General features: G+C 73.3%; 20 protein-coding genes. 7 read left to right on the top strand and 13 right to left on the bottom strand.

The window, feature by feature from the left end; translation table 11 throughout:
* Nucleotides 1–9: 9 nt before the first annotated feature.
* From GBN72_RS01885 to GBN72_RS01835, 11 genes are all read right to left on the bottom strand, one after another.
* The gene (locus GBN72_RS01885; protein ID WP_151769855.1) at nucleotides 10–1344 is read right to left on the bottom strand and encodes an ABC transporter substrate-binding protein; all 1335 of its coding nucleotides are present in this window, start codon (nucleotides 1342–1344) and stop codon (nucleotides 10–12) included.
* Nucleotides 1345–1404: 60 nt separating this feature from the next.
* Nucleotides 1405–2961, bottom strand: coding sequence for a glycoside hydrolase family 43 protein (locus tag GBN72_RS01880; protein WP_151769854.1), 1557 nt, complete (start codon nucleotides 2959–2961; stop codon nucleotides 1405–1407).
* On the bottom strand, nucleotides 2958–3848 hold the full coding sequence (locus GBN72_RS01875; RefSeq protein WP_151769853.1) for a DUF6807 domain-containing protein: 891 nt from the start codon (nucleotides 3846–3848) through the stop codon (nucleotides 2958–2960). The genes GBN72_RS01880 and GBN72_RS01875 overlap by 4 nt, the downstream gene beginning before the upstream one ends.
* Complete coding sequence (locus GBN72_RS01870) at nucleotides 3845–5029, bottom strand: Gfo/Idh/MocA family protein (RefSeq protein WP_151769852.1); 1185 nt, start codon at nucleotides 5027–5029, stop codon at nucleotides 3845–3847. The genes GBN72_RS01875 and GBN72_RS01870 overlap by 4 nt, the downstream gene beginning before the upstream one ends.
* 72 nt (nucleotides 5030–5101) lie before the next feature.
* Nucleotides 5102–6010, bottom strand: coding sequence for a carbohydrate ABC transporter permease (locus tag GBN72_RS01865; RefSeq protein WP_151769851.1), 909 nt, complete (start codon nucleotides 6008–6010; stop codon nucleotides 5102–5104).
* Nucleotides 6007–6960, bottom strand: a complete 954-nt coding sequence (locus GBN72_RS01860; protein ID WP_151769850.1) for a carbohydrate ABC transporter permease — start codon at nucleotides 6958–6960, stop codon at nucleotides 6007–6009. The genes GBN72_RS01865 and GBN72_RS01860 overlap by 4 nt, the downstream gene beginning before the upstream one ends.
* A gap of 337 nt (nucleotides 6961–7297) precedes the next feature.
* The gene (gene araD / locus GBN72_RS01855; RefSeq protein WP_151770874.1) at nucleotides 7298–9037 is read right to left on the bottom strand and encodes an L-arabinonate dehydratase; all 1740 of its coding nucleotides are present in this window, start codon (nucleotides 9035–9037) and stop codon (nucleotides 7298–7300) included.
* A gap of 62 nt (nucleotides 9038–9099) precedes the next feature.
* On the bottom strand, nucleotides 9100–10011 hold the full coding sequence (locus GBN72_RS01850) for a dihydrodipicolinate synthase family protein (RefSeq protein WP_151769849.1): 912 nt from the start codon (nucleotides 10009–10011) through the stop codon (nucleotides 9100–9102).
* 62 nt (nucleotides 10012–10073) lie between these two features.
* Entirely contained in the window at nucleotides 10074–10736 is a 663-nt protein-coding gene (locus tag GBN72_RS01845; RefSeq protein WP_151769848.1) for a GntR family transcriptional regulator, read from the bottom strand.
* Between the two features lie 253 nt (nucleotides 10737–10989).
* The gene (locus GBN72_RS01840) at nucleotides 10990–12180 is read right to left on the bottom strand and encodes a hypothetical protein (protein ID WP_151769847.1); all 1191 of its coding nucleotides are present in this window, start codon (nucleotides 12178–12180) and stop codon (nucleotides 10990–10992) included.
* Nucleotides 12177–13169 carry a 5-dehydro-4-deoxyglucarate dehydratase gene (locus tag GBN72_RS01835; protein WP_151769846.1) on the bottom strand — a complete coding sequence of 331 codons (993 nt, stop codon included), beginning with the start codon at nucleotides 13167–13169 and terminating at the stop codon, nucleotides 12177–12179. Before GBN72_RS01835 ends, GBN72_RS01840 begins: the two co-directional genes overlap by 4 nt.
* 243 nt (nucleotides 13170–13412) lie before the next feature.
* Here GBN72_RS01835 and GBN72_RS01830 point away from each other — a divergent pair, with 243 nt between their 5' ends.
* A complete protein-coding gene (locus tag GBN72_RS01830; protein ID WP_151769845.1) occupies nucleotides 13413–14231 on the top strand; it encodes an NAD-dependent epimerase/dehydratase family protein in 819 nt (272 codons plus the stop codon).
* 90 nt (nucleotides 14232–14321) lie between these two features.
* Here GBN72_RS01830 and GBN72_RS01825 read toward each other — a convergent pair whose 3' ends face one another.
* Nucleotides 14322–15401 (bottom strand): LacI family DNA-binding transcriptional regulator, encoded by a 1080-nt coding sequence (locus GBN72_RS01825; RefSeq protein ID WP_151769844.1) that lies wholly within the window; start codon nucleotides 15399–15401, stop codon nucleotides 14322–14324.
* Between the two features lie 440 nt (nucleotides 15402–15841).
* Between GBN72_RS01825 and GBN72_RS01820 the strand changes: the two genes are divergently transcribed.
* The 5 genes from GBN72_RS01820 to GBN72_RS01800 all read left to right on the top strand — a co-directional run bounded on the left by GBN72_RS01820 (nucleotide 15842) and on the right by GBN72_RS01800 (nucleotide 21607).
* A complete protein-coding gene (locus tag GBN72_RS01820) occupies nucleotides 15842–17005 on the top strand; it encodes a Gfo/Idh/MocA family protein (RefSeq protein WP_151769843.1) in 1164 nt (387 codons plus the stop codon).
* A complete protein-coding gene (locus GBN72_RS01815) occupies nucleotides 17002–18162 on the top strand; it encodes a dihydrodipicolinate synthase family protein (protein WP_151769842.1) in 1161 nt (386 codons plus the stop codon). The genes GBN72_RS01820 and GBN72_RS01815 overlap by 4 nt, the downstream gene beginning before the upstream one ends.
* Entirely contained in the window at nucleotides 18159–19010 is an 852-nt protein-coding gene (locus GBN72_RS01810; protein ID WP_151769841.1) for a sugar phosphate isomerase/epimerase family protein, read from the top strand. The genes GBN72_RS01815 and GBN72_RS01810 overlap by 4 nt, the downstream gene beginning before the upstream one ends.
* Before the next feature lie 375 nt (nucleotides 19011–19385).
* The gene (locus GBN72_RS01805) at nucleotides 19386–20408 is read left to right on the top strand and encodes a polysaccharide deacetylase family protein (protein ID WP_151769840.1); all 1023 of its coding nucleotides are present in this window, start codon (nucleotides 19386–19388) and stop codon (nucleotides 20406–20408) included.
* Between the two features lie 827 nt (nucleotides 20409–21235).
* On the top strand, nucleotides 21236–21607 hold the full coding sequence (locus tag GBN72_RS01800) for a peptidase inhibitor family I36 protein (RefSeq protein ID WP_151769839.1): 372 nt from the start codon (nucleotides 21236–21238) through the stop codon (nucleotides 21605–21607).
* A gap of 95 nt (nucleotides 21608–21702) precedes the next feature.
* Here the strand turns inward: GBN72_RS01800 and GBN72_RS01795 are convergent, their stop codons facing one another.
* A complete protein-coding gene (locus GBN72_RS01795) occupies nucleotides 21703–22380 on the bottom strand; it encodes a DUF429 domain-containing protein (protein ID WP_151769838.1) in 678 nt (225 codons plus the stop codon).
* Nucleotides 22381–22711: 331 nt separating this feature from the next.
* Here GBN72_RS01795 and GBN72_RS01790 point away from each other — a divergent pair, with 331 nt between their 5' ends.
* Nucleotides 22712–24262 (top strand): flavin-containing monooxygenase, encoded by a 1551-nt coding sequence (locus tag GBN72_RS01790; RefSeq protein WP_151769837.1) that lies wholly within the window; start codon nucleotides 22712–22714, stop codon nucleotides 24260–24262.
* Nucleotides 24263–24316 lie beyond the last annotated feature (54 nt).

Genomic DNA, 24316 nt, shown 5'->3' with positions numbered 1-24316 from the left:
CCACCGAGGTCACTGCTGCTGCTTCCACTCCGCCTGGGCCTCGTTGAGCTTCTCGGCGAGGCCGTCGGCGAACTGCTTCGCGGTGATCTCGCCGAGCAGCAGCTTCTGGAAGTCCGGCTCGCTGTCGGCCTTGCTGATGTTGTTCCAGTCCGGCAGGTAGTACGGGAGCTGGACGACCTTGGTGCCGGGGTCGTTCAGGGACTCCATGGCCGCCTTCACCGGCTTGACCTCGCTGATCCAGGCGTCGCCGGAGGCGTCGGTGTTGGCGGGGATGGAGCCCGCCTCCTGGTTCCAGAGGCTGTTCATCTCGTGGGACGCGGCGAACTCGATGAACTTCCAGGCCGCCGTCTTGTTCTTGCTGCTCTTGAACAGGCCGAGCCCGTCGACCGGGTTGGAGACGATGGTGCGCGGGCTGCCCTCGGCGGACGGGGGCAGCGGAATGCCCTCCACCTTGCCCTCCCCGAACGCCTTCACGTGGTCGGTGTAGGAGCCCAGGTTGTGCTGGAGCATGCCGATCTCGCCCTGGCCGAACTGGGCGACCATCTTGGCGAAGTCGTTGTTCAGGTCGGCCTCTGGCGTGGCCTTCTTGTAGAGGCCGACGTACTTCTCCAGCGCCGCGACGTTCTTCGGGTCGTTGACGGTGGTCTTGTCGCCGTTCCAGAAGGTGTCGACGCCGGACTGGGCGTACATCATGTCGAGCGCCTGGGCGACCGAGCCCGCGCCGCCGCGGATGGTGAAGCCGAACTTGTTCTTCTTCGCGTCGGTGAGCTTGTCGGCGGCGGCGTAGAAGCCGTCCCAGGTGGTGGGCGGCTCGGCGCCCGCCGCCTCGAACAGCTCGGTGCGGTACCACAGGGTGCCCTGGTTGGCGCTGGTCGGCACGGAGTACATCTCGTCGCCCCGGCCGGCCGCCGACCTCACGCTCTCGGCCATCTGCTCCGAGAGCTTGCCCTTGAGCGCGCCGGACTCGATCCGGTCGCCGACCGGTTCCAGGGCGTCCTGCGCCACCATGTTGGCCAGGTAGGCGGTGCCGACGCCGCCGACGTCGGGCAGGCCGCCGCCCGCGATGGCCGTGTCGTACTTGGACTGCACGTCGGTGATGGGGATCGGCACGTACTTGACGTCGATGTCCGGGTTCTTCTTCTCGAACTCGGCGATGATCTTCTCCCAGACCGGGGTGCGGACACCGCCGTTGTTGTCCCAGAAGGTGATCTCGCCCTTGCCCGAGCCCTCGTCACCGCTGCCGCCGCTGCCGTCGTCGCCGCAGGCGGTGGCCGTCAGGGCGAGCACCGCGGTCAGCGCCACGGCTGCCGCGCCTCTTCGGTTCCGGTGGATCGTCAGCTTCATGTCGGCTCTTCTCTCGTGGGATGGGTTTCTCTCGGGAAGTGCGTTCAGGCGGTCAGGCGGTCAGGCGGTGGTGCGGTACCGGGTGAAGACGGCCGTGCCCGCCTCGCCCGTGCCGGGCGGGGCGGCCGCGAACAGGCCCAGCAGGGCGGCGACCCAGCCCCAGGGGGCGGCGGCGAAAACCTGGCCGAAGGGGCGGAAGCCGTCCCCGTCGCCCGTGTCGGCCGAGAAGCGGCACCGGGCCCCCGGGGAGACCTCGACGCGCAGCCGGGCACGTCCGGCGGGCGCGTCCCTCGGGTGCGCGGCGTCCCGCTCCCCCGCCGCCGTGTCCTCGGAGAACCGATGGACGAGGCGGACGCCGTCGGCGGTGCGTTCGAGGCCGATCCAGGCGTAGGCGCCACCGACGACGGCGAGCCCGGCCCTGGCTCCCTCGGCGGCGCCGTCGAGGGAGAGGTCCACCTCGGCGGTGAAGGTCTCGGCGGGCATCCGCTGTGTCAGGACGTGGGCGAGGGCGCGCAGGTCGTGGACGCGGTCGGCGCGCACGCAGGTCAGGCGCAGGCCGTCGCCGTCGTGCGCGGCGGTCCACCCCTCGTCGGGGTTGGCCGCCCACTGCCACTGGAGGCCGAATCCGCCGCCCGGGAAGTCGTCGTCGGTGGCGGGCGCCGCGGGAGGCCCCGGCGGGGCCTGCGGCTTGCGGTGGACGGCGACGGGCGCGCCGTCGTCGCCCAGGACCGGCCAGGGGCGCCCCTGCTCGTCGGTGGTCCAGCGCATCGGCTGCAGGTGGACGACCCTGCCGTACGCGCCGCGTGACTGGAAGTGCAGGAACCAGTCCTCGCCCTGCGGGGTGCGGACCCAGCCGCCCTGGTGGGGGCCGTTGACGTCGGTGCGGCCCTGTTCCAGGACCACCCTCTCCTCGTAGGGGCCGAAGAAGGACCGCGCCCGGAAGGCTCCCTGCCAGCCGGTCTCCACCGACCCGGCGGGGGCGAGGATCCAGAACCAGCCGTCGTGCCGGTAGAGCTTGGGGCCCTCGAGGGTGAACCAGCCGGGCAGCCGGTCGCCGTCGACGACGATCCGGCCCTCGTCGAGGAGGGTGCGGCCGTCGGGGCTCATCCGGTGGCCGGTGAGACGGTTCTTCACCCCGGCGCGCGACCTGGCCCAGCCGTGCACGAGGTACGCCTCGCCGGTCTCCTCGTCCCACAGCGGACAGGCGTCGATGAGTCCCCTGCCCGGCTTCAGCAGGTGCGGGGTGGTCCAGGGGCCCTCGATGCCGGGGGCGTTGACCTGGAGGACGCCCTGGTCGGGGTCGCCCCAGAAGATCCAGAAGCGGCCGGCGTGGTGGCGCAGCGCCGGGGCCCAGACACCGCAGTCCTGGCGGGGCACGGTGAAGTCCGCCTCGGGCGTGAGCCGTTCGAGGGCGTGCCCGACGAGGGTCCAGTTGACCAGGTCTCGGGAGTGCAGCAGCGGCAGGCCGGGGGCGCGGCCGAAGCTGGAGGCGGTGAGGTAGTAGTCGTCGCCGACGCGGATCACGTCGGGGTCGGACCAGTCGGCGTTCAGGACCGGGTTGCGGTAGGTGCCGTCGCCGAGGTCGGCGGTCCACGGCCGGTCACCGGGGGCGTTCACTGCGCGGTCGCCTCCTTCACGAGATCCTGGGCGGCCTGCCGGCCGAGGCGGCCGTCGGCGACGACGGTGACCAGGCTGCGTACCAGCGGTCGCCCGGCCGGGACGGTCAGCGGGCGGGACCAGGCGAGCGACGAGCCGACGCCCGGGTACTCGGTGGTCCGCACGAACCAGGGGTCGCGGCGGGTGGTTCCGTCAGCCGCGGCGAAGACGAGCGTCCAGCCGTTCCCGGCGAGCGCGATCCAGTCGGCGACCTGGCCGTGGACGGCCTCCTCGCCGTCGGCGTCCGGGGTGAGGACGGCGGGGGCCTCGGCCTCCTTGGGGGCGCGCCAGAAGAAGCCGCCGTATCCGGCGCCGGGGCGGCCGTTGGTGGCGGGGCTGCCGATCGTGACGGGGCCGTCCGCGGGGGTGAGCGCGAAGGTGAGGCCGAGCGCCCAGGCGCGGTCGGTGAGCGCGGTGGCGGTGACGGTGCGGTGCTCGTGCAGCAGCGGGGCGCCGTCGGCCTCCCACACGAGGTCCTCCTCGAACCGGCCGGCCTCCCGCAGGCGCCAGCCGGTGTGGCGCTGCGTGCCGTGGTTGTCGAGCGGGACCGGGCCGCGGTCCCGGACGAAGGTGCGGCCGCCCCAGAAGTTGCGGCCGTCGACGTCGGGGACGGCGAGGCCCGCGCCGAGGTGGTGGAGGTGGTCGCCGGGCAGTTCCTCGGTGACCAGGGCGCCGCCGAGGGTGGTCACCGGGTGGAGGTAGGGGCGGGGCGACAGGCGGGGGTCGAGGCCGGGGCGGGTGGCGTAGCGGGCGACGGTACGCCCGGCGCAGCGCAGGTCGGCGAGGACGTCCGGGAGGGGCGCGGCCTCCTCGGGCCCGGTCGGGGCGGCGGTCACGTGGTCGGTCATGCCGTTCTCGTTCCGGAGGGGGCGGAGGGTGCCGTCCAGGGCGCGGCACCGGTTTCGGAGAAGAGCCGGAGGGTGTCGGCGCAGGCGGCGACCAGGCCGTCGACGCCCGGCACCACGCGCCGGGGCGTGGGCGTGTCGTGGGCGGTGTGCCAGGCGTCCGGTGGCAGCGGGAGGGGATCGGGGGCGGTGCGGACCGCTTCGAGGACGCGCATGAAGGCGCCGGACCGGGCGGGCGGGGCGAGCAGTTCCGTGCCGTCCGCGAGGTGCGCGAGGAGGTTCTCCAGCAGGTCGGTGCGGCCGTGGACGTGTTCCTCGGGGCCGTGTCCGGCGCGCTGCACGAGCACCCGGTCCTGCTTGTACCAGAAGGTGATCCGGCCGCTCTCGCCGTGGACGAGCACGTACGGTTCACCGGGCCGCTCGGCGCACAGCGTGGCGGCGACGACGACGTCCACCCCGCGCGTGGTGGTGACCCGCACGCAGGAGGTGTCGTCGGCCTCGATGTCGTTCGCCCGCAGCAGTTCCGTCTCGACGCCGGTGACGTCCTCGGCGCGGTCGGCGTCGGCGAGGGCCAGGGCGGTGGACACGGCGTGGGCCAGGGCGTTGGTGAGCACGCCGTCGACCACCTCGACGGTGCCGAGGCGGCGCCTGCCCGCCCAGGGGGCGCGGCCCCAGTAGGCGGCGTCGCGGACCCAGGCACCCGCGGCGCCGATGCCCCGGACGCGGCCGACGGCTCCGGAGGAGATCAGCGCGCGGACGGCGGGCAGCGCGTGGGAGCCGAGGGCCTGGAAGCCGATCTGGCAGGCGGTGCCCGCCTCCCGCACCGCTTCCTCGACGCGCCGGTGGGCGGCCCAGGAGGCGGCGGGCGGCTTCTCCAGCAGCAGGTGCACGCCGCGCGCGGCGGCGGCGGTGGCGAGGTCGGCGTGCGTCTGGAGGGGCGTGCAGACGACGGCGGCGCGGGCCCCGGTGGCGTCCAGCAGGCCGGCGAAGTCGGCCGACTGCCGCAGCGACGGCGAGAAGCCGTCCAGTTCGGCGCCGGTGAGCGGGGTGAGGTCGCAGACCCCGGCGAGCCGTACGAGGCCGGTGCGTTCGAGGCGGCGGATGTTGTCCAGGTGCCGGCGGCCGTGGCCGCGCGCCCCGGCGAGCACCAGGGGAAGCGGCGGGGGCGGGTGCGGGACGCGCATGGTGCGGACCTCCTTGGGCGTACGCGAGGGGGAAGGGGCTGGGGCGGTGGCGGGGGCGGGGGTGACGGCGGGTCAGCCCTTGACCGCGCCGGCGCTGAAGCCGGTGATCAGCCACTTCTGGATGAAGGCGAAGACGATGACCACGGGGACGGCGGCGATCACACCGCCGGCGGCGAGCGCCCCGAGGTCCACGCTGTCGGCGCCGATCAGGGTGTTGAGGCCGACGGGGATCGTCTGCTTGTCCTGTTCGCTCAGGAACATCAGCGCGAACAGGAAGTGGTTCCAGCTGTGCACGAAGGCGAACGACCCGACCGCGATCAGCCCCGGCCGCAGCAGCGGCAGCACCACGGCGCGGAAGGCGCGCAGCCGCGAGCAGCCGTCGACCCAGGCGGCCTCCTCCAGGGAGACCGGGACGTTCTTGATGAAGCCGCTGATGAGGATCATCGACAGGGGGAGCTGGAAGACCGTCTCGGCGATGATGACGCTGCCCAGCGAGTTGATCATGCTGAGGTTGCGGAAGATCTCGAAGAGCGGCACCAGCATGAGCGCGCCGGGGATGAACTGCGAGCACAGCAGCGCCAGCATGAAGGCGTTCTTCACGCGGAACTGGAACCGGGCCAGCGCGTACCCGCCGGCGAGGGCGATCAGCGTGGTGGTGACGAGCGTGGCGACGCCGACCAGCATGCTGTTCTGGAAGAAGACCCCGAAGCTGCGCTCGTTCCAGACCTTCTCGAAGTGCTCGAAGGTGATCGGCCAGGGCACCAGCGAGGTCGATCCGGCGGGCCGCAGCGCGAAGAGCAGCATCCAGTAGAACGGCACCAGGGTGAAGAGCAGGTAGAGCCCCAGCGGCAGGTAGATCTGCCAGCGCGGCACCTCGTCGAAGGCTCGCTGCCGCCGGCGGCGGCGCTTCGGCGGGATCACGGGGGTGTCGGACGGTGGCGCCGTGCGGCGGGCATCCGTCTCGGTGAGTGCGGCGGTCACCGGGAGTCGCCTCCGAACTTGCTCAGACGCAGGTAGAGGATGGAGCAGAACAGGAGGATCACGAAGGCCACCGTCGTCAGCGCCGAGGCGTAGCCGAAGTCGTGGCCCTCGATGCCCGTGTTGGCGACGTAGAGCGGGAGCGTCGTGGTGACGCCCGCGGGGCCGCCGCCGGTCAGGGTGTAGAGGAGGTCGACGTTGTTGAACTCCCACACGGCGCGCAGCAGCGTGGAGAGGATGATGGCGTCCTTCAGGTGCGGCAGCGTGATGTGGACGAACTGCCGCAGCCGCCCGGCGCCGTCGACCGACGCCGCCTCGTAGAGGTCCTTGGGGACGGACTGGAGGTCGGCGAGGATGAGGATCGCGAAGAACGGCACGCCGCGCCAGAGTTCGGTGACGACCACGGCCCAGAAGACGGTGCCGGTGTCGGACAGCACGGAGGTGCCGTACGAGCCGATCCCCGCGTCCGCCAGGTAGCGGCTGACGCCGGTGGACGGGTTGTAGAGCAGCATCCAGATGGTGGTCGTCAGCACCCCGGAGACGGCCCAGGGCGAGAAGACCAGGGCGCGGGCGACGGCGCGGCCCACGAACGTCTGGTTGACCAGCAGGGCCAGCGCCAGGCCGAGGACGAGCTGGAGCGAGACCTCGGTGACGACCCACTTGGCGCTGAACACCAGGGAGTCCCGGAAGAGCGGGTCGTCGGTGAAGACGCGGGTGAAGTTGTCGAGGCCCGCGAAGCCGTTGCGCCAGGGTTTGGTGACGTTGTAGTGCTGGAGGCTGTAGTAGAAGACGCTGATCACCGGGTACGCGATGAAACCCAGCATGAGCAGCCCGGCGGGGGCGATCAGCAGGTACGGCAGGTGGCGGGGTGTGCTGCTGCCGGTCCTGCGCCGTCCGGGCGCACCCCGGGGTGTCTTCGCCACGGCTGTGGCTGCGGCCTGCGCTGGGGCCATGACCTCTGTCTCCGTTCTCACTCACGGTCGTGCGTGTCGTACGGGACTCCCGTGCCGGACCCGGACGGGTCCGGCACGGGCCGCCGGCCGCTCGGGCCGACGGACTGACGGATGTTGACGGGTGATGGGGCCGTGGGGCCGTGGGGCGGCAAGTAGAAAGCGCTTGCTCCATGGCCGTGCGGAAAGCGGTGGTGCGAGATGGTGCGCGGTGGTGCGGATGTCGTGACGCGGGGGCGACGCGGTGCGGATGTCGCGGTGCGGGATGTCGCGGTGCGGGATGTCGCGGCGGGTGGTGCGCCGCCGGCCGGGGCACGGGGCTCGGCCGGCCGGCGGCAGCTCAGCCGGCGTAGGGTTCGGGCACCTTCCCCGGGCGGGCCAGGAAGGCGAAGTCGCAGCCGGTGTCGGCCTGGGTGATCTGCTCCTGGTACAGCGCGCCGTAGCCGCGTTCCCACCGCTGCGGCGGCGGTGTCCAGGCGGCGCGGCGGCGCTCCAGCTCCGCGTCGTCGACCTCCAGGCGCAGGGTGCGGGCCGGGACGTCGAGGGTGATCGGGTCGCCGGTGCGCACCAGGGCCAGCGGGCCGCCGACGTACGACTCGGGCGCCACGTGCAGCACGCAGGCGCCGTAACTCGTGCCGCTCATCCGGGCGTCGGAGATGCGCACCATGTCCCGCACGCCCTCCTTGAGGAGGTACTCGGGGATGGGCAGCATCCCGTACTCCGGCATGCCGGGCCCTCCTTGCGGTCCCGCGTTGCGCAGCACCAGCACGTGGTCGGCGGTGATGCCGAGCGCGGGGTCGTCGATGGTGCGCTGCATGGTGCGGTAGTCGTCGAAGACGACGGCCGGTCCGGTGTGCCGCAGCAGGTGCGGCTCGGCGGCGATGTGCTTGATCACCGCGCCGTCGGGGCAGAGGTTGCCGCGCAGGACCGCGACGCCGCCCTCGTCGGCCAGCGGCCGCTCGCGCGGGCGGATGACCTCGTCGTCGTGGACTAGGGCGCCCTCGAGCTGGTCGCGGAGCGTGGGGTGGGCGGCGGTGGGCCGGTCCAGGTGGAGCACGTCGGTGAGGCGGGAGAGGAAGCCGGGCAGGCCGCCCGCGAAGTGGAAGTCCTCCATGAGGTACGCGCCGCCGGGCCGCAGGTTGGCGAGGACCGGCACGGTGCGGGCGATGCGGTCGAAGTCGTCGAGGGTCAGCGTGACGCCGGAGCGGCCCGCCATGGCGATCAGGTGGATGACGGCGTTGGTGGAGCCGCCGAGCGCGAGGACGGTGGCGACCGCGTCCTCGTACGCCTCCCGGGTGAGGATCTTCGACGGGGTGACGTCCTGCCAGATCATGTCGACGATCCGGGCGCCGGCGGCCGCGGCCATCCGCTCGTGACCGGAGTCGACGGCGGGGATGGACGAGGCGCCGGGCATCGTCATGCCGAGCACCTCGGCGGCGGCGGTGAGCGTGGAGGCGGTGCCCATGGTCATGCAGTGGCCGGGCGAGCGGGCCAGCCCGTTCTCCAGCTCGGAGAGTTCGCCGTCGCCGATCTCGCCGGTGCGGCGCTGGTCCCAGTACTTCCACATGTCGGTGCCGCTGCCGAGGACCTCCTTGCGCCAGTGGCCCGGCAGCATGGGTCCGGCCGGCACGAACACGGCGGGCAGGTCGGCGCTGGCGGCGCCCATCAGCAGCGCCGGGGTGGTCTTGTCGCAGCCGCCGAGGAGGACCGCGCCGTCCACCGGGTAGGAGCGCAGCAGTTCCTCGGCCTCCATGGCGAGGAGGTTGCGGTAGAGCATCGGGGTCGGCTTCTGGAAGGTCTCCGACAGCGTGGAGACCGGGAACTCCAGCGGGAAGCCGCCCGCCTGCCACACCCCGCGCTTGACGGCCTGGGCGCGCTCCCGCAGGTGGACGTGGCAGGGGTTGATGTCGGACCAGGTGTTGAGGATCGCGACGACGGGCTTGCCGAGGTGCTCCTCGGGCAGGTAACCGAGCTGGCGGGTGCGGGCGCGGTGGCTGAAGGTGCGCAGGCCCGACGAGACGGAGTCGCCGTACCACCGGTGGCTGCGCAGGTCCTCGGGGCGCAGGGCCTCGGGGCGCATGGCCGCGGGGCGCACGTCCTCGGGGCGCACGTCTTCGGGGTGCGGGGCCTCAGGGCGGGTGGTCATATCTCCCACCCCGTCAGCAGGGCGGCGACCGCGGCGCGGCGCTCCTCGGTGATCTCGTGGCTGGGCGGGCGGACGTCCCGGCGGCACAGGCCGAGCACGGCGAGGGCCTCCTTGACGACGCTCACGTTGTCCGCGGACTGCCGGTCGGCACGCAGCTCCTCGAAGGGCCGGATCCGCTCCCACACCTTCATGGCGGCGGGGACGTCGCCGGAGCGCAGCGCGTCGAGCATGGTGAGCGAGACCGCGGGGGCGACGTTGACCAGGCCCGAGGTGAAGCCGGTGGCCCCGCCCGCCCAGTAGGAGGGGGCGTACAGCTCGGCGAGGCCCGCCACCCACACGAAGCGGTCGAGGCCCGCGTCGCGGGCGAAGGCGGCGAAGTGCGCGGCGTCCGGCACGGCGTACTTCACGCCGATCACGTTGGGGCAGGCCGCGCCCAGTTCGGCGAGGGCCTCGCCGTCCAGGTGCGGGTTGCGGACGTAGGGCACGACGCCCAGTTCGGGCACGGCCTCGGCGACGGCGCGGTGGTAGCCGATCCAGCCGTCGCGGGAGACGTAGGGGTGGACGGGCTGGTGGACCATGACCATCTGCGCGCCCGCCTCGCGGGCGTGGACGGCGGCGGCCACGGCGGTCGGCACGTCGTGTCCGACACCCACGAGGACCGTCGCCCGGTCCCCGGTCTCCTCGAGCGTCACCTCGGTGACGGTTCTGCGCTCCTCGGGGGTCAGCGCGTAGAACTCCCCGGTGTTGCCGTTCGGGGTGAGGGTGCGCACGCCCGCGTCGAGCAGGCGGCGCAGCAGGGCCCGGTGCGCCGTGAGGTCGAGACCGCCGTCGTCGCCGAACGGCGTCACGGGGATCGCGACGACGTCGGCCAGTGCCGTTCTGAGGGGAGTGTGGTCCGCGTGCGCCATGGGGGCCGCCCTTTCTTCTGCGTGACGTTGTCCGTGCACCTGCTCGGCCTGACCGGTCGGTGTCACATGCCGCCACCGCCCTCGGGGAGGTCCGCGGGGAAGGACCGGTGGACGAACGAGGCGATGTGGTCGTGCAGGCAGCGGGCCGCGCCGTCCGCGTCGCCGGCCCGCGCCAGCCGGAGGATCTCCCGGTGCTCGGCGGCCTCGCGCTCCCAGGAGGGCATGGCCCCCCACACCACGGCGGAGACGAGCGCGGCCTGGTCGCGCACCTCGTCGAGCATCCGGGCGAGCAGCGGGTTGCCGCACGGCAGGTACAGCGCCCGGTGGAACTCCCGGTTGGCGAGGCTGCGTTCGGCTTTGTCCTCGGCGCCGTCGGCCCGCACGAGCGCCTCCGCCGCCGCCTCCAGGGACGCCTGGCGGGCGATGGTGCGGCGCAGCGCCTCGGGTTCGAGCAGCAGGCGGACGTCGTACACCTCGTGCGCCATGGCCGCGTCCACCTCGCGCACGGTGACGCCCTTGTACTGGCTCATCACCACCAGCCCGGTCCCCGCGAGGGTCTTGAGCGCCTCGCGCACCGGCGTCTTGGAGACGCCGAACCGCGCGGCGAGCTCGGTCTCCACCAGCGCCTGACCTGGCACGAGCTGTCCGGTGAGGATGCCGTGCTTGATCGCGTCCAGCACGTACTGGGTGCGCGAGGGGATGGGACTGGGGGCGGCGAAGGCCATGGGGTCTCTTTCATATCTGACGTATCGCGTCTCATATATGACGTACGAAGTACGACGCGATGAAGCTAGGACCGTGGCTGTGTTTCGTCAATGCTTCGGGCAAGGAAAATCCGTACACGCGCGCCGAGTTGCCCGTGGCGGCCGCCTCGTCGGGCGGCATGCGCCCGACACGCGGGCACGCCCCTGGCGCCCCCCGCGGAACGGGGGGCGCCAGGGGCGTGGAGGGGTGGGCCGGGCCTGGGCCCGGCCCGGATCAGCCGAGCGCGGCGAGCTGTTCCGCGACGGCGCGCAGGTCGGCGTCGGAGGCCAGACCGGCGTGGTAGAGCCGTAGTTCGGTGGCGCCCAGCGAGGCCGCGTGGCGGGCGTCGGCGGCGAGCGTGGCGGGGCTGCCGCCCATGCCGGAGACGACCGTGAGGTTGGCGGCCAGCGCCGTGCCCTCGCGGCGGTGGGGCCCGAAGGGTGCGAGGACCGCCTCACGGGCCGCGGCCCCGCCCGTGCAGGGCAGGACGACGCCGTCCGCGAGGCCCAGTACGTGGCCCGGGTCGACGCCGGCGTTGGCGCCGCAGCGGTGGGCCGCCGGGTCGGCGTGGAGCAGGACGCGGAAACCGGGCGGCGCGGCGGCCCGGACCGCCCCGACGGCCGCGTCCTGGAGCGCGCGGGCGGCCCGTGTGCGCCAGGCGAGCGTGGCGGCGGCCGGGCCCGCGCCGAGCAGTTTCTCCACGGCCGGCCACCCGGCGCCGTCCGCGCCCGCCCCGCCCCACACGGGTTCCAGCGCGCGGCGGACCAGCGCCGCCAGTTCCCCGGGGTCCAGTCCCTGGGCGGCGTACCCGTCACGGCAGTCCGGGCAGAAGCACAGCGACATCAGGTACTGGGCCGCGTCGCCGAGCGCCACCCCGCCCACCTTGTCGTGGGCGTGCAGGTGCGCGAAGCCGTACCAGCCGCAGGACTCCAGTTCGGTGCCCGTGGCGCCGGGGCGGACGGCCGCCTCGGCGGCGAGGCCGGTGAGGTACTCCCGGACGGCGGGCCGGGCGATGCACGGGGCCCACGGGTAGCGGTCGCCGTACGCGTTGACCACGCAGAGGTCCGGACGCTCCACGCCCAGGCGGGAGTTGTGGGCGAGCACCACCCAGGAGTGGACCTCGAGACCGGCGTCGGCGAGGGCGTCCGCGGCCTGCCCGAAGGGGTCGTCCCCGGCCGGGGCCCAGGCGCCCGCGGGGTACGGCCGCAGTTCCCGGCCCGCCCAGCGGCCGTCGTCGGGCGGGTAGAGGACCGCGGCGTGCTCGGCGGTGACGATCCGGTGCGCGGGGTGCCGGGGGGTGAGCGCCCGGGTGGAGTGGTAGGCGGAGGCGAGTGTCACCTGCCGCACGCCGAGGGCGGCGGTGCGGGCGGCGGCCTCCGGGTCGCCGACGACGTCCCAGGGGTAGAGGAAGGCGGACGCCCTCACGCCGCACCTCCGCCGTCCGCGCCCGGCAGGCCCTCCGGGCGTTCGGCCTCCGGCAGCAGGGCGTAGCCGCGGGTGACGATGTCGGCGAGTTCCTTGACGTGCTCGGCGGCCGGTTCGCTCAGCGGCGGCCGTACCTCGCCCACCTCGCCGCCGCGCAGCCGCACACCGGCCTTGACGAGCGAGACGGCGTAGCCGCGGCCCTGGGAGCGCAGTTCCACCAGCGGCCGGTAGAAGCCGTCGATGAGGCGGTCGACCGTGGCGTCGTCGCCGGTGGTGAGGGCCCGGTGGAAGGCGACGGCGATCTCCGGGGCGAAGCAGAAGGCGGCCGAGGAGTAGAGGGTGACGCCGACGCCGCGGTAGGCGAGCGCGGTGAGTTCGGCGGTGGGGAGCCCGTTGAAGTAGAGGAAGTCCTCGCCGGGCCGTTCGGTGCGGACGGCGCTGACGATCCGCTGTACGAGGTCGAGGTCGCCCAGACCGTCCTTCAGGCCCACGATCCGCGGGTGACGTGCGAGCCGGGCCACCGTCCGCGGGGTGAACACCGCGTTGTCGCGCTGGTAGACGATGACGTCGAGGGCGGTGGCGTCCGCGAGGGCGGTGTAGTGGGCGAGCAGTCCGTCCTGGTCGGCGGCGACCAGGTACGGCGGCATGGCGAGCAGCCCGTCGGCGCCCGCCTCCTCGGCGGCGCGGGCGTAGCGCACGGCGAGCGCGGTGCCGTACCCGGCGCCCGCGAAGACCGGCACCCGCCCGGCGGCCTCGGCCACCGCCGCGGCGACGCAGCACTGGAACTCCTCGGGTGTCAGGGCGTGGAACTCGCCGGTCCCGCAGCACGCGAAGACGGCGGCGGCGCCGGCGTCGATGCCGTCGCGCACATGGGCGCGGAAGGCGTCGAGGTCGACGTCCCCGTCCGGCCCGTACGCGGTGACGGGGAAGAACAGCACGCCGTCGAGCCGGGCGCTGAGAGCGGGCGAGGTCGGTGAGGGTGAGGTCACGGGACTCCCTGGACGACGTACGGCGGCGCGACAGCGACGTACATGCACCTGACCGATGTTTACATTTCTGAACGCCGGTCACGCTAGGGCAGCCGCCATTCCCGGTCAAGGTACGTGAACACACACTTGACGCTGCGTCGGAGAACTCCCTAGCGTGCCCACGCACGTGAACTCCGTCCACGCATGCGGACCAGAGGTCCGCGCCCGCCGGCCCAGCGCCGCCCCCGACCCGAGGAGAACGCCATGCCCGCTCCCCGCTCCGTCCTGCTCACCGGCGCCGCGGGCGGACTCGGCACCCTGATGCGGGACCTGCTCCCCTCGTACGGGTACACCCTGCGGCTGTTCGACGTCATGCCCGTCGAGGGGGCGCGGGACACGGAGGAGGTCGTCACCGCCGACCTGGCGGACCGGGCGGCGCTGCGCGAGGCCGTGAGCGGCATGGACGCGGTGATCCACCTCGCGGGCATCTCGCTCGAGTCGTCCTTCGAGAAGATCCTGCGGGCCAACATCGAGGGCACCCACCACCTGTACGAGGCGGTCCGCGAGGAGGGCGTCCCGCGCGTCGTCCTCGCCTCCAGCAACCACGCCGTCGGCTTCACCCCGGCCCCGCGCGAGGGCGAACCCCTGATCCCCGTGGACACCCCGCGCCGGCCCGACACCTTCTACGGCCTGTCCAAGGCGTTCGGTGAGGACCTGGCGCAGCTCTACTGGGACCGGCACGGCGTGGAGACCGTCTCCGTCCGCATCGGCTCCTGCTTCCCCGAGCCGACCACGGTGCGGATGCTGTCGGTCTGGATGAGTCCGGCCGACGGCGCACGGCTCTTCCACGCGGCGCTGACCGCCGAGGACGTCGGCCACACCGTCGTCCACGGCAGCTCCGCCAACACCCGCCTGTGGTGGGACCTCTCCTCGGCGCGGGCGCTCGGGTACGAGCCCAAGGACGACTCCGAGCCCTACGCGGCCAAGCTCGTGGCCGAACAGGGCGAGCTGGACCCGTCCAACCCCGAACAGGGGCTCCTCGGCGGGCACTTCACCACCAACCCGCCGATCTGGCCGCACTGAGCGGCGACGCCGCCCGGAGCGCGGGGCGCGGCGCCCGCCCCGCGGCGCCGCCCACCGCGTCCGCGGCGCCGTTCACCGGCCCGGCGCCGCTCACCGCGCCGGCGGCGCGCCCGTCGAGGCCCGGACGACGAGCCGGGCGGAGACCGCGGCCACCCTCCCGGCGGGCGGCTCCTCCGTGCCGAGCGCCAGCCGCCCGGCACGCGCGCCCGCCTCGTGCAGCGGCAGCCGGACGGTCGTCAGGGCCGGGACGGCGTCCGCGCTGAACGGCAGGTCGTCGAAGCCGGCGACCGAGACGTCCTCGGGCACGCGCAGCCCGGCCTCGCGCAGGGCGGCGCAGACGCCGAGCGCCACCGTGTCGTTGGCCGCCACGATCGCCGTCAGCTCCGGGTCGCGGCGCAGCAGTTCGCGCGCGCCGTCGTACCCGGAGCGCCGGTCGTACGGGCCGTGCACGGTCAGCCGCCGGTGGGTGCGGTCGTCGCCGGCGCCCGCGGCGGCCAGCGCCGCCCGCAGGCCCTCCAGCCGGTGGCGGGTGGTGGTGCGCTCGGCGGGGCCCGCGACGTGGCCGATCCGCCGGTGGCCGAGCTCCAGCAGGTGCTCGGTGAGGGCACGCGCGCCGCCCCGGTTGTCGAAGGGGAGCGCGGCCACGACGGCGTCCGGGTGCGCGGCCAGCGGCGGGCGGCCGCAGAGCACCACACGGGTCCCCGCCTCCGCCAGTCTCGCCAGTTTCGCCGCGACCGCGGCCGAGTGGGCGGGGTCCTCGACGGCGTCGCCGGTCAGCAGGACGGCGGCGGCGCGCTGGCGCTGCAGGAGGGTGAGGTAGGTGAGTTCGCGCGTCGGGGAGCCGCCGGTGTTGCAGACGACGGCGAGCTTCTCCCCGCCCGCCCGGCCCGGCCCGGCCGCCTCCCCGCCCCCCATCTCGGACTGGGCGGCCGAGGCCATGATGCCGAAGAAGGGGTCGGCAATGTCGTTGACGAGGATGCCGACCAGGTCGGAGGTGGCGGCGGCGAGGGCGCTCGCGGGGCCGTTGAGCACGTAGTCCAGCTCGTCGACGGCGCGCAGCACGCGTTCCCTCGTCGCTGCGGCGACGGGGTAGTTGCCGTTCAGCACGCGGGAGACCGTGGCGGGCGAGACCTTGGCACGGTTCGCCACGTCCGACAAGGTCACTGGCATGGGGCCCTCCAGGCGCCGGGGGTCACGGTGGTCGGTGGGAAGCGGGGCTCGGGGTCCGCCCCCGCCCGGACCACCGGCATCGTCCCATCATCGCGGCTCCCGGCGGTGCGGGCCCTCGGTCCCGCGGCCCCTGCCCGCCCTCGCCCGTGCCCTCGCCCGTGCCCCCGCACGGCCCTTGCCGCAGCCCCTGCCGCCCCGCCGCCGTCCCGGCCCTCACCCCTGTCCGTGCCCGCGGCCTCTGTACAAGGCACCGCGCGATCGCTAGCGTGCGTCGGCAGAAAGCGCTTTCTACGGCGCTTCCGCGGATCCGGCCACCGGCTCCGCCCGATCCGCGCGCCCGGCGGACGGCCCCGCGACCACAGCCAACGGCCCCGGCCCGCGGCCTGCGGCCCGCGGCCCGCCGGGAAGCGAACCGCCCGCCACTCCTCGAAGGGAAGCACGTGACACGCAGAACAGTGCGCATCGCCATGAACGGCGTCACCGGACGGATGGGATACCGCCAGCACCTGGTCCGCTCCGTCCTGGCCCTGCGCGAACAGGGCGGCCTCGACCTCGGCGACGGCACGGTGCTGTGGCCCGAGCCCGTCCTGGTCGGCCGCCGTGAGGACGCCCTGCGCGAGATCGCCGGACGGCACGGCCTGACCGAGTGGTCCACCGACCTGGACGCCGTCCTCGCCGACGACACCGTCGACGTCTACTTCGACGCCCAGATCACCTCCGCCCGCGTGGAGGCCGTCCGCAAGGCCGTCGCCGCGGGCAAGCACCTGTACGTCGAGAAGCCCACCGCGACCTCCCTGGACGCCGCGCTGGAGCTGGCCCGGCTGGCGCGCGACGCCGGCGTCAAGCACGGCGTCGTCCAGGACAAGATCTTCCTGCCGGGCCTGCTCAAGCTGAAGCGCCTCGTCGACGGCGGCTTCTTCGGGGAGATCCTCTCGGTACGCGGCGAGTTCGGCTACTGGGTCTTCGAGGGCGACTGGCAGGAGGCCCAGCGTCCGAGCTGGAACTACCGCGCCGAGGACGGCGGCGGCATCGTCACCGACATGTTCCCGCACTGGGAGTACGTGCTCCACGAGCTCTTCGGCCGGGTCACCTCCGTCCAGGCCCTGGCCACCACCCACGTCCCGCGGCGCTGGGACGAGAACGGCAAGCCCTACTCCGCCACCGCCGACGACGCCGCGTACGGCGTCTTCCAGCTGGAGGGCGGGGCCGTGGCCCAGATCAACTCCTCCTGGGCGGTGCGGGTCCACCGCGACGAGCTGGTCGAGTTCCAGGTCGACGGCACGCACGGCTCCGCCGTCGCGGGGCTGCGGAACTGCCGCGTCCAGCACCGCTCCGCCACACCCAAGCCCGTGTGGAACCCCGACCTGCCGGTCACCGAGGCCTTCCGCGACCAGTGGCAGGAGGTGCCCGACAACCTCGCGCCGGGGGCCGGGTTCGACAACGGCTTCAAGGCCCAGTGGGAACTGTTCCTGCGGCACGTGTTCCTCGACGAGCCGTACACCTGGGACCTGCTGGCCGGCGCGCGCGGCGTGCAGCTCGCCGAACTCGGGCTGCGCTCCTCGGCCGAGGGCCGCCGCCTGGACGTCCCGGAGCTGACGCTGTGACGATCCTGCTGCCCCGCCCGGACGGGGGGACCGCCCCCTACACGCCGCGCACGACGCCCGCGGACCTCACGGCGGACGGCACGCCGCTCGTCTCCCGCACGGTCCTCGCCGCGGCCCACGTGGTCGCCGACCCGTACGCCGACACCACCCCGGACGGCCCGGCCGTCGTCGACTGGGACGCCACCCTCGCCTTCCGCCGCCACCTGTGGTCCCACGGGCTGGGCGTCGCCGAGGCCATGGACACCGCGCAGCGCGGCATGGGCCTGGACTGGGCGGGCGCCCGCGAGCTGATCCGCCGCAGCGCCGCCGAGGCGAAGGCCGTCGGCGGGCACGTCGCCTGCGGTGTCGGCACCGACCAGCTCACCGTGCCCGGAGCGTCCCTCGGCGAGGTGCGCGCCGCGTACGAGGAGCAGCTCGCCGTCGTCGAGGAGGCCGGCGCGCAGGCGGTGCTGATGGCCTCGCGGGCGCTGGCCGCCGCCGCGAAGGGCCCGGAGGACTACCTGGAGGTGTACGGCGCGCTGCTGCGGCAGGCGTCCGAGCCGGTGGTCCTGCACTGGCTCGGCCCGATGTTCGATCCGGCGCTGGAGGGCTACTGGGGCGGCGACGACCTGGACGCGGCCACCGACGCCTTCCTGGAGGTCGTCGCCTCCCATCCGGACAAGGTCGACGGCGTCAAGGTGTCGCTGCTGGACGCCGGCCGGGAGGTCGCGCTGCGGCGGCGGCTTCCGGACGGGGTGCGCTGCTACACCGGCGACGACTTCCACTACCCGGAGCTGATCGAGGGCGACGAGCGGGGCTTCAGCCACGCGCTGCTCGGCGTGTTCGACCCGCTGGCGCCGCTCGCCGCGCGGGCCGTACGGGTACTGGACACGGGCGACGCGGCGGGCTTCCGGGAGGTCCTCGACCCGACCGTGGAGCTGGCCCGGCACCTGTTCGCCGCGCCCACCCGCTTCTACAAGACGGGCGTGGTGTTCCTGGCCTGGCTCGCGGGCCACCAGGACCACTTCGCCATGGTGGGCGGCCTCCAGTCGGCCCGCTCGCTGCCGCACCTGGCGCGCGCGTACGAACTGGCCGACGGGATCGGCCTGTTCCCCGACCCGGCGCTCGCCGGGACCCGGATGCGGAACCTGCTCTCGGTGTACGGGGTGGACCAGTGACCGACGTCGATCTCTCGAGGTTCAGCATCAACCAGGAGACCGTCAAGCAGTGGTCCCTCCCCGAACTGGTCGAGGGCTGCCGCAAGGCGGGGGTGGCGCGAATTGGCCTGTGGCGCGCGCCCGTCCAGGAGTACGGGGTGGAGCGCGCCGCGCGGCTGGTGCGCGAGGCGGGCCTCACCGTCACCAGCCTGTGCCGCGGCGGCTTCCTCACCGCGACCGGCCCCGGTGAGCGCGCCGCCGCCCTCGACGACAACCGGGCAGCGATCGACGAGGCGGCCGCCCTCGCCACCGGGACCCTGGTCCTGGTCTCGGGCGGGCTGCCCGCCGGGGACCGCGACCCGCACGGTGCGCGCGAGCGCATCGCGGACGCGCTGGCCGAGCTGGCGCCGTACGCCCGCGAGCGCGGGGTGCGTCTCGCGATCGAACCGCTGCACCCGATGTTCGCCTCCGACCGCTGCGTGGTCTCCACCCTGGGTCAGGCCCTGGACCTCGCCGAACGCTTCCCGGTCGAGGAGGTGGGCGTCGTCGTCGACGCGTACCACATCTGGTGGGACGACACGGTGGAGGCCCGGATCCGGCAGGCCGGGGCGGCCGGTCCCGACGGCGGCCGCATCGCGGCCTTCCAGGTCGCCGACTGGGTGACCCCGCTGCCCGCCGGCGTGCTGCTGGGCCGCGGTCAACTCGGCGACGGCTGCGTGGACATGCGCCGGCTGCGCGAACTGGTCGACGCCGCGGGCTACGCCGGACGACCGATCGAGGTGGAGATCTTCAACGAGGGCCTCTGGGCCCGGGACGGCTCCGAGGTGCTCACCGAGGTGATGGAGCGGTACGCGGCCCACGTCCTGTGACGCTCCGGGAAACCCGCGGACATCACTGAACACCCCCGCACGTTCCCGCGTGGCACGGATGCGGCGCCTTTCCGGTTCGAAACATTCGCGCCAATAAACACCGGACGGCGCCGCATACCGCCACGCTTTTCGATCCACCGTGAAATTCGCGCCGCACCCACCGCTCTCACCAGCAACTACGTCTCGTGACGGCACACTTGAGCGAAGCGAAGCTTTCGAATTCCACTCCGAAAGCGTTGACAATCCCGGCGCAGGCCGGTTCACACTGTCGGTGGTTCCGGCGCGCCGTGTACAGCGGCGCGCCGCCGACTCCCGTTCCACGGCCGGGCCATCGGTCCCGGCTGTCCTTCGTCACGGAGAAAGGGACATCCCCCCATGCGTTTCGCACGCGTTCCCGCGCTTCGTTCCACAGCAGGGCTCCGCTCCGCACTGGGCGCGCTCGCCGCCGTCGCCCTGGCCGCGGCGGCCACCACCACGCTGGCCGCCGGCCCCTCCCAGGCCGCCCCGGACCGGGCGACCGCCTGCAACGGCTACGTCGGGCTCACCTTCGACGACGGCCCGTCCGGCCAGACGCCCGCCCTCCTCAACGCCCTCAAGCAGAACGGCTTACGGGCGACCATGTTCAACCAGGGCAACTACGCGGCGTCCAACAGCTCCCAGGTCCGTGCCCAGGTCGACGCCGGCATGTGGGTCGGCAACCACAGCTGGGACCACCCGCACATGACCCAGCTCTCCCAGGCGTCCATGGACTCGCAGATCTCCCGGACCCAGCAGGCCATCGCGAGCGCCGGCGGCGGCACCCCGAAGCTGTTCCGGCCGCCCTACGGCGAGACCAACGCGACCCTCAAGTCGGTGGAGGCCAAGTACGGCCTGACCGAGATCATCTGGGACGTCGACTCGCAGGACTGGAACAACGCCAGCACCGACGCCATCGTCCAGGCCGCGGGCCGGCTGACCAACGGGCAGATCATCCTGATGCACGACTGGCCCGCCAACACCCTCGCGGCGATCCCGCGGATCGCGCAGACCCTGTCGAGCAAGGGACTGTGCGCCGGCATGATCTCCCCGTCGACCGGCCGCGCGGTCGCCCCCGACGGATCGGGCGGCGGCGGCACCACGCCTCCGCCGAGCGGGGGTTGTACCGCGACCCTCTCCGCCGGCACGTCGTGGAGCGACCGGTACAACCTCAACGTCTCGGTCTCCGGCTCGAACACCTGGAAGGTGACCGTGCGGGTCCCGTCCCCGGAGAAGATCGCCACCACCTGGAACGTCAACGCGACCTACCCCGACGGCCAGACCCTGGTGGCCACGCCGAACGGAAGCGGCAACAACTGGGGAATGACGATCATGAAGAACGGCAGCAGCACCTGGCCGACGGTCTCCTGCAGCACCAGCTGACCGTGTACCCCGCGTGAGCCCGGGCGGGCGCGGTGACAGCCGTCACCGCGCCCGTCACCGGCCGTCACCCGCCGTCGCCGGCAGGGGACGGCGGCTCAGCTCTCGCACACCCCGAAGTCCCGCCATCCCGTCGCCGGCAGCCGCCGGTCGTCGTCTCCCGCGTAGCCGGCGACCTCCCGGCGGCTCACACTCACTCCCCCGTCCTCCTGGCGCCCCACGTGCTGGGAGAGCGTCCCGTCCCCGCCCGACTGCCAAGGCCACGGGCATCGATCTCAGCGACCTGGCCGAGCTCAAGCGGAAGCGCCCTCGGTACCCCGACATCCCGTAGCTCGGCACGGCCCCTCGGGGACGGGCCCCGCTCATCACCGCACCACGCAAGGCTGGTCCATGGCCGAATCCTGACCGAGGAGAACGCCTCGGACCAGTGAGTTGTCGGATCAGCCGGTTCCGGTCGGTGATCAGGTGGTCGTCGAGGATGGCGCGGTGCAGCCTGGCCCGGACAGGGTCCGGCTCCAGGGCGCGAAGCGCCGGCAGACCGTGGGCCGCCCGCTGGACCGAACACCGGCGGAAGGTGCCGCCAGGTACAGCCCGATGTGGCCACGCCGGTCCGGGTGGGCGGCCGACGCGATTCCGCCGCCGTTCCGAAACGATCGGGTTGACCGCGAGAAGGCCACGGCTCCCTCCTTTTCGGAGGATTGTGACCATCCTCATCTCCGCGAACCACCTGTGCGCGGGGACCGTCCTACGACCGAATGCCTTCAAGAAACGAACGCTGAAAGCGGCGAAGACGACCGCGCTTTCACGGGCACCACGGGGAAAGGACCCTCATGAGACTGACAGTCAAGGCCGCGACGGTGGCGGCGGCCATCGCCTCCACCCTCGTACTGGCGGCGCCGGGGACCGCGTCGGCCGCCGACCCCAAGGACGGCTTCATCGGGGGGAAGATCTACCTCTTCGACGGCCACAACAACACCGGGGACGTGCTTGCGCTCGAACCGGCGGACATCCTCAACATCGGCTGGGCGTGGAACGACCGGGCCAGCTCGGTGTGGAACCTCAGCAACGATCAGGTCTGCATCTGGACCGACATCGACCACCACGGCTACTACTTCAGCATCCCGGCCGGCGGGAAGCAGGAACTCCTGTTCCTGTACGACAACGCGGTGTCCTCCATCTCGGTCAGCGGCTGCGGAGGCTGAGCCGACCGATGTGACCAACCCGCCGTCCGCCCGCACTTCGAGGGTGGACGGCGGGATGTGGCCGCCCGGCCGGCCCGAGCCGCGGGCGGCACCCGTCAGTACCTGATCTCCACGGGTCGCCCCTCCGCGTCCCGTTCGGGGGTCTCGGGCAGCCGCTTCGCCGTCCCGAGCGCGATCCGGTGCGCCGACCACGCCGCCGCCGCGGCGTCGAGCACGTCGTCGACGGGGACGCGGTCCGCCTCGCCGATCTCGTCCGGCAGCACGATCCCGGCCTCGGCGAGCAGGGCGCGCCGCAGGTTCTGGCCGCGCCAGGTCTTCTTGGCGTACGCCGGCGGCACCCCGTCGGCCAGCGCGCGGAAGGACAGTTCGGGGTGCACCTCGTGCGTCCGCCCGTCCGCGAGCCAGCACGCTCGCGCCTCCAGCAGCTTCGGCCTGAGCGCCCACGCCTGCTGGGTGAGCCGGTTGCCGGTGAGCTCCTGGCAGCGGTCGGCGGCCGCCGTGTAGTGCTGCTCCTGCCACGCCGTCCTCGGCGCGACGAGGAAGAGGCTGTGGCGCCGCACCTCCAGCAGTGCCTTGGCCGCGAGGTCCGCGGCACGCCAGCCCCGCTCCACCAGCCCCAACGGCATGTCGACCGCGACGGCGTCCACGTCGCCCGCGCGCGCCACCAGGCTCTCCAGCCGGAGATCGACCAGGCTGCCCGCGTACGCGCCGTCCGTGAGCCTGATGCCCACCCACCCCTGCTTGCCGCAGGCGTCGACCCCGAGGACGTCCATCCCGCTTCTCCTCCCGCGCACCGGACCGCCGCAACGTAGCAGTCCCCGCCGGGACAGGACCCGGCCAGGTGGCGGCGCGGCCTTCCGCGCCGGTGCCCCCCGGCCGTAGAGCTCCACCGGCTGATGGGTGATCACCGATGACCGGCCATCATGTGACCCGCGTCACGTTACCGGCGGTATCTGAAACAGGGCGTCGCAGGTAAATTGCGAGTACCGCGTGCAGGAGAGCCGCACGGCCACGTGTCCGATCAACCACCGACGCCTCCACCGGCGTTGCGCCTTCCGTCCCTGTCTTCCCAGGGCCCACGAGCGAGAGCGAGGACCTTCCGCGATGGAGCAGCAGCACGTCGACGTCCTGGTCGTCGGCGCCGGCATATCCGGCATCAGCGCCGCACACCATGTCCTGCGCGGCAATCCCGGCGGCTCACTCGTCGTGCTCGAGCGCCGCGCCCGGGTGGGCGGGACATGGGACCTCTTCCGGTACCCCGGGATCCGCTCGGACTCCGACATGCCCACCTTCGGGTTCGGCTTCCGCCCCTGGCGCGACGCGCGCATCCTCGCCGACGGCGCGCGGATCCGGCAGTACGTGGAGGACGCCGCGGCCGACGGCGGCATCCTGGACCGCATCCGCTTCGGCCGCCGCGCGATCAGCGCCGACTTCTCGCGCGACACCGGGCGTTGGAGCGTCGAGGTGGAGGACGAGGGCACCGGCGAACGCGAGTCGTACAGTGCCGGCTACCTCATCGGCGCGACCGGCTACTACGACTACGACGAGCCGTACCGCCCCGAGTTCCCCGGAGAGGCCGACTACCGGGGCACACTCGTCCACCCCCAGCAGTGGCCGGAGGGCCTCGACCACGGCGGCAAGCACGTCGTCGTCGTCGGCTCCGGCGCCACCGCCATCACCCTGCTGCCCGCGATGGCCGGCACCGCCGCGAGCGTCACCATGCTGCAGCGCTCGCCCACCTACGTCCTCACCCTCCCCAAGACCGACCCGCTGACCTCGGTCCTGCAGAAGCTGCGCGCCCCCGACCGGCTGACGTACAAGCTCGTCCGGGGTCGCAACATCGCCCTGCAGCGCGGGAGTTACGCCTTCTGCCGCCGGTTCCCCCGCCTGGCCCGCAGGACGCTCCTCTCTCTCGTCCGGGCCCAGGCGGGCAAGGGCGTCGACATGCGTCACTTCAGCCCCACGTACAAGCCCTGGGACCAGCGGCTGTGCGTCGTCCCCGGCGGCGACCTGTTCAAGGCGCTCAGGAGCGGCAAGGCGTCCATCGCCACCGACCACATCGACACGTTCACCGCCGACGGCGTCCGCCTGAGGTCCGGTGAGGAACTCAAGGCCGACATCGTCGTCACCGCGACGGGCCTCAACGTCCGCCTCATGGGCGGCATGGAGGTGACCGTCGACGGCCGCCCGGTGGACGTCAGGAACCGCGTCCTCTACAAGGCCGTCATGCTCGAGGGGGTACCGAACATGTCCCTCGTCATCGGCTACACCAACGCCTCCTGGACGCTGAAGGCGGACCTCGCCGCCGACTGGACCGCCCGCCTGCTGGCGCACATGCGCCGCCACGGGCACGACATCGCGACCCCGGTGGCCTCCGACGGCGACCGCTCACCGTTCTCCGTCATGGGCGAGGCGCTGACCTCCGGCTACATCACCCGCGCCGACGAGGTCATGCCGCGCCAGGGCACCCGTGCCCCGTGGCGGTTGTGGAACCACTACTACCGCGACCGCGCCATGCTCCGGAGCGCCCCGATCGAGGACGCTCCGCTGCGCTTCACCAAGGCGGTCGGCCGGCCCTCCGGCGCGCAAGCGGCGGACGCGCCGGAAGCGGCGGAAGCGGCCGTCGCCCGGGACGCGGACGCCCGCATCGCCTGACCGCCGGCGGCACCGCTCCCCGCGCCGCCCCGCACCGTCGCACAGACCACTCGA

The organism is Streptomyces abyssomicinicus (genome assembly GCF_008974245.1).
GTDB lineage: Bacteria > Actinomycetota > Actinomycetes > Streptomycetales > Streptomycetaceae > Streptomyces > Streptomyces abyssomicinicus.
The sequence above is the reverse complement of the archived record's forward strand: the minus strand, read 5'-3'. Positions and strand labels throughout refer to the sequence as shown.